The organism is Sandarakinorhabdus oryzae (assembly GCF_009733735.1).
In the GTDB taxonomy this organism is placed as follows: domain Bacteria; phylum Pseudomonadota; class Alphaproteobacteria; order Sphingomonadales; family Sphingomonadaceae; genus Sandarakinorhabdus; species Sandarakinorhabdus oryzae.
This window is the reverse complement of record NZ_WNJP01000108.1, coordinates 1-9626: the sequence shown is the minus strand read 5'-3', so window position 1 is coordinate 9626 and position 9626 is coordinate 1. Positions and strand designations below refer to the sequence as shown.

At 66.9% G+C, this 9626-nt stretch carries 8 protein-coding genes; 5 read left to right on the top strand and 3 right to left on the bottom strand.

Features of this window, described 5'->3' with window-relative positions:
• Both GJ693_RS10890 and GJ693_RS10885 read right to left on the bottom strand, forming a co-directional pair.
• On the bottom strand, positions 1 to 1032 hold a 1032-nt coding region (locus GJ693_RS10890; protein WP_197042121.1), incomplete at its 3' end, for a hypothetical protein.
• A gap of 85 nt (positions 1033 to 1117) precedes the next feature.
• Entirely contained in the window at positions 1118 to 1516 is a 399-nt protein-coding gene (locus GJ693_RS10885) for a MerR family transcriptional regulator (RefSeq protein ID WP_156256326.1), read from the bottom strand.
• A gap of 68 nt (positions 1517 to 1584) precedes the next feature.
• Here GJ693_RS10885 and GJ693_RS10880 point away from each other — a divergent pair, with 68 nt between their 5' ends.
• The 3 genes from GJ693_RS10880 to GJ693_RS10870 are packed head-to-tail and all read left to right on the top strand — an operon-like array spanning position 1585 to position 5071.
• Complete coding sequence (locus GJ693_RS10880; RefSeq protein ID WP_156256331.1) at positions 1585 to 2340, top strand: MauE/DoxX family redox-associated membrane protein; 756 nt, start codon at positions 1585 to 1587, stop codon at positions 2338 to 2340.
• Positions 2337 to 4376 (top strand): multicopper oxidase domain-containing protein, encoded by a 2040-nt coding sequence (locus GJ693_RS10875; protein ID WP_197042120.1) that lies wholly within the window; start codon positions 2337 to 2339, stop codon positions 4374 to 4376. The genes GJ693_RS10880 and GJ693_RS10875 overlap by 4 nt, the downstream gene beginning before the upstream one ends.
• Positions 4376 to 5071 (top strand): copper resistance protein B, encoded by a 696-nt coding sequence (locus GJ693_RS10870; RefSeq protein WP_197042119.1) that lies wholly within the window; start codon positions 4376 to 4378, stop codon positions 5069 to 5071. Before GJ693_RS10875 ends, GJ693_RS10870 begins: the two co-directional genes overlap by 1 nt.
• Here the strand turns inward: GJ693_RS10870 and GJ693_RS10865 are convergent, their stop codons facing one another.
• Positions 5072 to 6943, bottom strand: coding sequence for an NAD(P)-binding protein (locus GJ693_RS10865; protein ID WP_235902829.1), 1872 nt, complete (start codon positions 6941 to 6943; stop codon positions 5072 to 5074).
• Between the two features lie 88 nt (positions 6944 to 7031).
• Between GJ693_RS10865 and GJ693_RS10860 the strand changes: the two genes are divergently transcribed.
• Both GJ693_RS10860 and GJ693_RS10855 read left to right on the top strand, forming a co-directional pair.
• Positions 7032 to 7550, top strand: a complete 519-nt coding sequence (locus tag GJ693_RS10860; RefSeq protein WP_156256324.1) for a hypothetical protein — start codon at positions 7032 to 7034, stop codon at positions 7548 to 7550.
• 22 nt (positions 7551 to 7572) lie between these two features.
• Positions 7573 to 9549 carry an NAD(P)/FAD-dependent oxidoreductase gene (locus GJ693_RS10855; protein ID WP_235902826.1) on the top strand — a complete coding sequence of 659 codons (1977 nt, stop codon included), beginning with the start codon at positions 7573 to 7575 and terminating at the stop codon, positions 9547 to 9549.
• The last annotated feature ends 77 nt before the right edge of the window (positions 9550 to 9626 follow it).

Sequence of the window (9626 nt, the reverse complement as noted above, 5' to 3'; positions counted from 1 at the left end):
GAGCGCTATGCGGTTGCGCACCGCGGCTTCGTCGCCCGTGTTGGCCGGCAGGCCCAGCGCCGGCAGCGTCTCGCGCGCCGCCACGCTGCCCAGTTCGGGGTGGGCGGCGATGGCGCTGAGCAGGGCGCGGCGCTGATCGGCAGGAAGGCGGGCCCTCAGCTCGGCTGCGACCAGATTGGGCAGGTGGGATTGCAGCGGCTCAGTATCGTACAGGTCAGGCACGGCGGCGATCAGCAGCAGGTTGCGCGCGCGCTGGGCCAGATCAGGATCGGCCGCGGCGTGCCAGGTCGCGATCTGGCGCTGCACCCTGGCCAGCGCACTTGCCGTGGCGGCATCGGGCGCGGCGGTGGCGATCGGGGCGATGCGACCGCCGGGCGCGGCGGCAATGGCGAGATCAGCGTGTGGCCGCGGCGGGCCGGGGCGGTTCCATACCAGCGCGGACAGGCCCAGCCAGGCCGTGAACATCAGCGCATAGGGCCAGCGGCGCGGCCACAGCGCGGCGACCAGCAGCGTGGTGGCGGCCGTGCCGGCAAGCGCCAACAGCGCTGAACTGGCTGCTCGTGTGCCGGTGCCGGTCAGCGCCGTCTGGATCGCGGTGCTGGCCCATTGCGCCGGCAGCAAGGTGAGTAGCCAGGCCGGCAGCATTGCAGCCGAAACCAGCATCGCCGCCTCGCCAGCCACCACGAACAGCGACATCAGCCAGCCGTTCGTTCCCATGGCGCGGGCGAACAGGTGTCCACGCGCCGCAAAGCTGAGGCTGGCGATGATCATGGCCAACCCGGTTGAAACGGGGTGCGGCAGCGCCGGCATGCCCAGCGCCCGCGCCAGGATGATCAGGCCTGCACCGGCAAGCAGCGCCAGCGCCAGACCGATCCACAGGCGCCCGGCCGTTGCCGCCGCGATCATGCCCATCCCCATCAGGCCCACCGCCAGGATGGGCCCGCCAAACAACGCCAGCGGTGCCGGCGCCGGCACATCGCGCAGCATCAACATGGCGAGAAGTGGCAGCAGGACTCCGGCCACAGTCACCATGAGCCAGGCCAATCGGGACGCGGTTGCGGGGGCATTCATCGCCGGCACCTTGGGCGACGCGCCGGGCCCTGTCGAGCCGGCGCCATCAATGACAGGCCGATGCCGTGAAGGTGGCGATGATCGGGCAGGGCCCGGCCTTGCCGCTGGTGCATTCATCGAGCAGCCCCGACAGCATCGCCTTGGCCGCAGCGAGCTCGGCCATTTCGGCATCGAGCGCCGCCAGCCGCGTGCGGGTGAGTGCCTGTACGCGGGCGCGGTCGTCGCTGGCATCGAGCGCCAACAGTTCGGATATTTCCTTCAGGCTGAAACCGGCACGCTGGGCGGCGCGAATGAAGCGCAGGCGCTGCACGTCGGCCTCATCATAATGGCGGACGGCGCCGCTGCTCGCCGGAACCGGCATCAGGCCCTTGCGTTGGTAGAAGCGCACGGTTTCGACGCCGACACCGGCACTGGCGGCCAGGCGGGAGATGGTGAGATTGGCCAAGGCTTGACTCCGTATCATGGTACAGAGGTTATGACGGTTCCATCAGTGATTCGCCAAGGACGAAAATGATGGACGCTCAATTGCCGCGCACGGCCCTGCTGGTCCGCATGGCCCTGCCTGATCATGTCTGCCCCTGGGGCCTGCGCGCCCGCCACCTCTTGCGCAGCAACGGCTTTTCCTTCGAGGAACAGCTGCTCACCAGCCGCGAGGAGGTGGAGGCCTTCAAGGCCACCCACGGCGTCAAGACCACGCCGCAGGTGTGGATCGCCGGCCAGCGCATCGGCGGCCATGATGATCTGCGCCAATGGCTGGGGCTGAAGCTGCACGATCCCAAGGCGCGCACCTATCGCCCGGTGATTGCATTGTTCGGCATGGCCGCCGCGATCGCGCTGGCGCTTAGCATGGCCACCATGGGCACGCCCTTCACCCTGCACGCGGCCGAATGGTTCGTCGGGCTGGCGATGGGCCTGCTTGCGTTTCTGAAGCTGAAGGACATCGAGGGCTTCGTCACCGGCTTTATCGGCTATGACCTGCTGGCCCGGGCCTGGCTGCCTTACGCTTATGTCTATGCCTGGGCCGAAGCGGTAGCCGGCGTGTTGATGCTGTCGGGCCAGCTGGTCTGGCTGTCGTCGGCCATCGCACTGTTCATCGGTTCCGTTGGCGCGGTGTCGGTGATCAAGGCGGTCTATATCGAGAAGCGCGAACTGACCTGCGCCTGTGTGGGCGGCGGCAGCAATGTGCCGCTGGGCTTTGTGTCGCTGCTGGAGAATGTGACGATGATCGCCATGGCCTTCTGGATGCTGACGGTTCATGGAGCGGCATGATGTTGCGCCGGTTTTTCCTTGTTCTGGCCCTGCTGCTGCCCAGCCTGGCGCACGCGGCCAGCTATGATCTGGTGGTGGAACGCCAGGCCATGCAGATCGTGCCCGGCCGCACCGACAGCGTGATCGCCATCAACGGCAGCGTGCCCGGCCCCACCCTGCGCTTCAAGGAGGGCGAGGAGGCGGTGGTGCGCGTCACCAACCGGCTGAGCGCGACCACTTCGATCCACTGGCACGGGCTGCTGGTCGATGGCGCCTATGACGGTGCGCCGGGTTTCAACGGCTTTGCCGGCATCGCGCCGGGGGAGACCTACACCTATCGCATCCATATCCGGCAGAGCGGCACCTATTGGTACCACGCTCATTCGGAAGGCCAGGAACAGGCGGGCCAATATGGTGCGCTGATCATCGCGCCGGCGGGGGAGGACCCGATCAAGTCTGACGTGGAGCATGTCATCCTGCTGTCCGACCACACGCGCGAGGACCCGGGCCGGGTGATGCGGAATCTGAAGAGCGATTCCGGCTACTACAACTGGAACAAGCGCACGCTGCCGGAACTGGTGCGCGATGCGAAGAAGTTCGGGATGCAGGCGACCATGGCGGAGCGCCGGGCCTGGGGCCAGATGCGCATGGACGCGACTGATATCGCGGATGTGAGCGGTTACACGCTGCTGATGCAGGGCCAGCCGACACAGGTGCGGCCGACCCTGGCCTTCACGCCCGGCCAGCGTGTGCGGCTGCGCTTCATCAACGGCTCGGCGATGAGCTTCATGGACGTGCGGATTCCGGGCCTGGCCATGACCATCGTCGCCGCTGATGGCCGGCCCGTGCAGCCGGTGACGGTGGACGAGTTCCGCATGGGCGTCGCCGAAACCTATGACGTGATCGTCGAGCCGCCGGCCGGCGCCTTTCCGCTGTGGGTGGAAACCCTCGACAGGCGGGCGAGCGTGCTCGGAAGGCTGACCAGTGACCCGGCGCTGAGCATTGCCGCGCCGGCGCCGCGCCCGAAACAGGTGCTGCTGCTGGCCGAAATGGGGCACAGCATGCCGGCTGCGGGTGAACCCTGCAGCGCGGAACATGCCGCCATGGGCCATTGCCAGATGATGGGCGCCGCCACGCCTGCAGTGGCCACGCCAACTGATCCGGATTGCCCGCCGGAACATGCGGCGATGGGCCATTGCACGCCCAAGGCTCCTGCGGCGGCCGTGCCCAGCGACCCGGATTGTCCGCCAGAACACGCGGCAATGGGGCACTGCACGCCCAAGGGCGCCGCCCCGATGCCGGCACCCGCAGCGCCAAGCGACCCCGAATGTCCGCCCGAACATGCCGCAATGGGCCATTGCACGCCGAAGGCCGCCGGCCCCCGCATCGGCACCGCTGTCGCCCTGGCCGCGCGGCCGGATGGCGGCACGCCCTATCCGGTGGTCGATTATGGCTTTGGCAAGGACCCGATGGCCGGGATGGATCACAGCCAGATGAAGGGCATGATGGCCATGCCGGTGCTGGGCAAGGAAGGCGATACCGATGGGTCGGGCCGCGTCTTTGGCTGGGCCACGGGTGCGCCCTATGGCGCGCATGTGCTCTCCATGCGCGACCTGGTGGCGCTCACTCCGAAGGCTGATGCAACGCCGCCAACGCGCGAGATCGTGGTGCGGCTTCAGGGCAATATGGAGCGCTATATCTGGACGTTGAACGGCAAGAAGTTCGGCGAGGGCCCTCCGATCAACGTGAAGTTCGGCGAGCGCGTGCGTGTCACCTTCGTCAACGAGACGATGATGGCCCACCCGATGCATCTGCACGGCATGTTCTTCGAGGTGGAGAATGGCCAGCCGCCGGGGCTGATGCCGGAAAAGAACGTGATCGTGGTGGCGCCGGGCCGCACCCAGTCGATCATCCTGACCGCCAACGAAGCCGGCGAATGGCCGCTGCACTGCCACCTGCTCTATCACATGAACAGCGGCATGATGGGCAAGCTGGTGGTGGCCAATGTGCTCGGCCCGGATGGCAAGGCCGTGCCGGCGGCGGGGCATGTGCATTGATGCGCGCGCTTGTCGTTGCGGCGCTGCTGGCCGCGCCCGCTGCCGCCAAGAAGGCCCACGGCCATGGCGATGGCATCAACAACTACACGTTGGTCGAGGAAGCCGATCTCACCCGTTTTGACGGCAAGCTGGTTGCCAACTGGGAAGCGCAGGGCTGGATCGGCGGCGACGTCAACAAATTCTGGTGGCGTACCGAGGGCGAGACCAAGGGACCGCGGCTGGAGCAGAGCGAATTCCAGGCGCTCTACAGCCGCAACATCGCCACCTTCTTTGATCTGCAGGCCGGCCTGCGCCACGATATCGCGCCAGATGCCCGCACTTATGCCGTGATCGGTGTGCAGGGTCTGGCGCCCTTGTTCTTCGAGACCGAAGCGCATGCCTTCATCGGCTTCAAGGGCGACGTGCTGTTTCGGCTGCGCCAGTCGTTCGACATAAGGATGACCAACCGGCTGGTGGTGCAACCACTGTTCGAAACCGACATCTATGCCACCCGTGTGCCCGAACGCCTGATCGCGCCCGGCCCGGCCATCATCGAGACCGGCATCCTCACCCGCTACGAGGTCACCCGCCGCGTCGCGCCCTATGTGGCGGTGATGTTCGAGCGGCGATTGGGGGAATCGTCCCGGCTGGCACGCGCGGCGGGCGAGAACCCCGGCGGCTGGTCGATCCGCACAGGTGTGCGCTTCTGGCTGTGATCAGATCAGCCCGCGGCTGATCAAACACTCGTCCACCGCCCGCGCGCCCATGTCGATGGCGGTGTTGGTGAAGGCCGAGGCGGCGGCATCGGCATTGGCGATCGCCATGCGGCCAAAGCTTTGCCGGCCCAATATATGGGGGCGCTGTTCATCCGGCACGTCCGGATCGCCCAACGTGTCATAGGTGTAGCTGTAGCCATGCGGCCAACGGTTGACGGTGATGCCGGCAATGTCGCGCGCCGCCTCGAACCCGGCACCGCCCAGCATGCGCTGCAGCTGGCTCCTGATCTCGCGTTCGATGGTGGCATAATCGGTGGCCAGCATGTCGGCGCGGCCGATGCGGTTCTGCTCCTTGCGGGGCAGGCCGGGGCTGTTGGGATTGCGCACCATGTGCAGCACCACCGGCTCGTCCGGCGTCTGCGCCGTGCGATAGCCGCCGATCGCCATCGGCACGTCGAGCGCCGTCGTCGTGTGATAGCCATTGGGGGCGTGGATGGCCTTGATGCCCAGCTTCGCCCACGCCCGCCAGTCGCGCAGCAGCACGTTGGTGTATTGCATCGGCACCTTGGACGGATAGAGCAAAGCCGCCTTCTGTGCCTGCGGCAGGCCGGGCACGATGAAGGGGATGATGTTGTTGAAACAGGCCAGGATCACGTTGGCCGCCGTCACCCCAACCCGCCGGCCATCCTTCACATAGACGACACGCACCGCCTTTTCGGTGTTGCGCGTCACCGGTCCCAGATGTTCGGCGCGGATGACCATGCTCGAAAGCCGGATGCGCACCGGATTGTTCGGGTTGTCGAGCGCTGCATAAGTGGCCGGCGCCAGCACGACGCTTTCCTGATCGAGCTTGCCGGGAAACACGCCTGGCACCAGCGAAGAGACCAGCAGCCGCGCCACCGAGGCATTGCCGTCGGGCCAATGGAAATGCTGGGCTTCTGCCTGGATCTGGCCAGGCAGGGTCATGCCGGCAAAGCCTGGCGAGCGCTTGTTCAGGGCCGCTTCCCAGGCCGGCAGCGTGTCCACCCGCTTGTTGTTGCGATAGCCCTGCCCGGTGAAGAAGGGCAGGCTTTCGGGCAGCATGCCGGCGTGTTTGAGCAGGAAATCCTGATAGCTCATCGCCTTCAGGGCCGCCGCCTTGGCGTCGGGATCAAGGCCGGGGAGATAATCCTTCACCTCCGTGTGCAACCGGGTCAGATCGGCGCGCACGGCCGGTGACAGCGGCGCTTCGACAAAGAACTGCGCCCACGGCTTCCTGCCCGTGCCCGTCACCAGTCGGTCGGCCAGGAAATGCTGGCGATCGAAGAAGGTGGCGTTGCCCAGCCCGGCATAGGCCTTGGTCTCGAACCGCTCGTAACTGGCGAGGTCGACGCCCAGATCGGCCAGCAGCTTCTTTGAGGTGAAGCTGTAGGGGAAGGGCGATTCAATGCTCATCGTGCCGCCATAGGCGAGGATGGTGCGGCCGCCGTAGTGGAACTCGTTGCGCTTGGCGTGGCCGCCGAAATCATCATGATTGTCGAGGATGAGGATCTTGCGGTCGTCGCCCAGCGCCTGCCGGTAGAACCAGGCTGCGGAGAGGCCGGAAATGCCGCCACCCACGATCACCAGGTCATAATGCTCGCCACTGTCGTCGGCGGAAATCGCACCGCCAAACTGGCCGTCGCGGGCCATGTGCGCGGTTTCGAAGCTGCCGGGATATTGGCCCCGCAGGCCGGTCTTTGCCGGCGGATAATCCGGGGCCGGCGTCGCCAGTGCCGCCAATGCAGGGCTTGGCAGGCCAGCAGCGCCGATGCCCACGGCCACGCCACCGATGAAATCCCGCCGCGCGATCGGCCGGTTCATGCCGAGTGCCTTGTCAGACCAGTCGCCCATCGCTTGGTTCCCCCGCCGGTGCGCTCAGCGCAAGACAAACCGGCAAAGCAAGGCTAGCATCCCTTCATCGCAGTGCAAGGAGGGGCCGATGCACCGGACTGTTCCACTGATTGCCATCCTGCTGGCCGCACCGGCCTTCGCCCAAACGCCTCCGCCCACCGAAACCTGCCGGGCCGACGCGCTGTTTCGCCAACAGGATTTCACCCTGGGCCATTGGGACGTGTTCAACGGCGAGAAAAAGACCGCCGAGGTGACAATGACGCTGACCCTGAATGATTGCGTGATCGAGGAGCGCTGGACGGTGCTGGATGCGGCGCGCGGCGGCAACGGCGTTGGCCTGTTCAACTATTCGCCGCTGTTGAAGAACTGGGGCTATTATTGGGCCACCGATACCGGCGCCACCACCAGCTTCCGCGGCAGCCTGATCAAGCCCGGCGAGATGCGCTATGTCACCGAACGGCCGCTGCCGAACGGCAAGTTCCGGCTGCGGCACTGGACGCTGTTTGCCAACCCCGATGGCACGATCCGTGAGCTGTCGGTCGGCACCGAGGACGGCGGCGCCACCTGGATCACCGAATATGATCTGAAATGGGTGCGGCACAGATAGGCTGGGCTTGGGGGGCAAGGTGATGCTGGATGACGACGCGCTGGGCATGAGCGCCCGCATCAGCCGCCGCGATTTCGTGAACGGTGTGGCGGTCGCGATTGGCGCGCTGGGCGCGGGAACGCCGGCCTTTGCCGCACCGGCTGGCCTTGTCCCGCAAGACGAACGCTACCCGCCATCACGCACCGGCCTGCGTGGCAGCCACCCCGGCTCGTTCGAGATGGCCCACGCCCTGCGCGACGGCATGAAGCCTGGCGATGCGCAGGACACCGGTGAGACCTATGACCTCGTCATCGTCGGCGGCGGCCTGTCCGGGCTGGCGGCGGCGCATTTCTACAGGAAGGCGGTGGGCAGCCAAGCGCGCATCCTGATCCTCGACAATCACGATGATTTCGGCGGCCACGCCAAGCGCAACGAATATGTGGTGGCCGGCAAGGCCATCGTCATCAACGGCGGCACGCTCAACATTGAATCGCCGGAACGCTACAACAAATGGGCGCAGGCCATCCTCGATGATCTCGGCATCGATCTGGAGCGCTACAAGCGGGCCAACGACGCCAACAGCCGGCTCTATGCCGGGCTGGGTCTGCGGCGCGGCTATTTCTTTGAGTCCGAAGGCTGGGGCAAGGACCAACTGGTGATCGCTGATCCCGCCCAGCGCGGCATGCGCGGGCCGCGCTTCAGCGCCGAATTCCTTGCCAGGACGCCGCTCTCAGCCAAGGCCCGGGCCGACATGGCGCGGCTGCTCAGCGCCGATCAGCCCGATTATCTCGCCGGCATGGACGTGACGGCGAAGAAGGCCTTTCTCGCCCGCACATCCCTGCAGGATTATTACCTCAAGACGGTTCGCATCGACCCCCAGGCCATGTGGTTCTTCATGGCCATGGGCCGCGCCAGTTTCTGTGTGGGTGCCGATGCGACGCCGGCGCTGTTTGGCTGGGTGCAGGGATATCCCGGCTTTTCCGGGCTCGGGCTGGGCGCGGTGCCGGATGGCCTGTTTGCCGATCTGCCCGGCGGTCATCATGGCCGCCAGCGCGAGGGCAAGGAATCCATCCACTTTCCCGACGGCAATGCCACGCTGGCCCGGCTGCTGGTGGCGGCGCTGGTGCCGGCCGCCACGCCGGCCCGCAACCAGGAGGAGATGGCCACTGCCCGCATCGATTATGCCGCGCTCGACACGGCGGCGGGCCCGGTGCGCATCCGGCTTTCCAGCCTGGTGCTCGATGTTGCCCATGATGGCGATGCCGCCACCGCCACCAGCGCCAGCGTGCGCTACATGAAGGATGGCCGGCTGCAGGCGGTGCGGGCGAAATCCGTGCTGCTCGCCTGCTGGAACGAGGTGATCCCGCACATCATGCCGGAGCTGCCGGCCGCCCAGAAGGCGGCGCTGCGCTATGGCACCAAGGGGCCGCTGGTCTACACCAATGTCGTGCTGCGAAACTGGCGGGCGTTCCACAAGCTGGGCGTTTCCAGCTTCTATTGCCCGACCATGTTCCACGACACGGTGGCCCTCACCGAAGCCGCCAGCCTGGGCGGTGTTGCCCACGCGGCTGGGCCCGATGAACCGGTGGCGCTGCACCTCACCCAATTCCCGGCCGAACCCGGCCTGCCGCGCCGCGATCAGCACAAGATCGGCCGCGCCCGCCTGCTCGCCACCAGCTTCGAAACGTTCGAGCGCGAGACCCGCCGGCAACTGGCCCGCCTGCTCGGCCCCGGCGGCTTCGATCCGGTCCGCGACATCGCCGCCATCACCGTCAACCGCTGGCCGCATGGTTACAGCTATACCTACAACAGCCTCACCGATCCGGTGGAATGGGTCTATGCCCAGAGCCCGACGCGCCCCTGCGTGATCGGCCGCCAGCCTTATGGCCTGATCGCCATTGCCAACAGTGACGCCGCCGCCAGCCCCCACACCGACGCCGCCTTCGAGGAAGCCCACCGCGCGGTGAGCGAGATCGTCGAGCGGCAGACCTTCCCGTTCGTCAGGCGCGGGCCGGCATAGGCCGGCGCCCGCCGCCACCGGCGCGCCAGCCGAGCCAGCCGGCGAGGGCACCGGCGGCAATGCCGGCCGAGGCGGTG

Bases quoted from the DNA above. Each gene is read 5' to 3' on its own strand.
- GJ693_RS10875 (WP_197042120.1), top strand. From the start codon at position 2,337: ATGATGTTGCGCCGGTTTTTCCTTGTTCTGGCCCTGCTGCTGCCCAGC.
- GJ693_RS10860 (WP_156256324.1), top strand. From the start codon at position 7,032: ATGCACCGGACTGTTCCACTGATTGCCATCCTGCTGGCCGCACCGGCC.
- GJ693_RS10880 (WP_156256331.1), top strand. From the start codon at position 1,585: ATGGACGCTCAATTGCCGCGCACGGCCCTGCTGGTCCGCATGGCCCTG.
- GJ693_RS10870 (WP_197042119.1), top strand. From the start codon at position 4,376: ATGCGCGCGCTTGTCGTTGCGGCGCTGCTGGCCGCGCCCGCTGCCGCC.
- GJ693_RS10855 (WP_235902826.1), top strand. From the start codon at position 7,573: ATGCTGGATGACGACGCGCTGGGCATGAGCGCCCGCATCAGCCGCCGC.
- GJ693_RS10865 (WP_235902829.1), bottom strand. From the start codon at position 6,943: ATGGGCGACTGGTCTGACAAGGCACTCGGCATGAACCGGCCGATCGCG.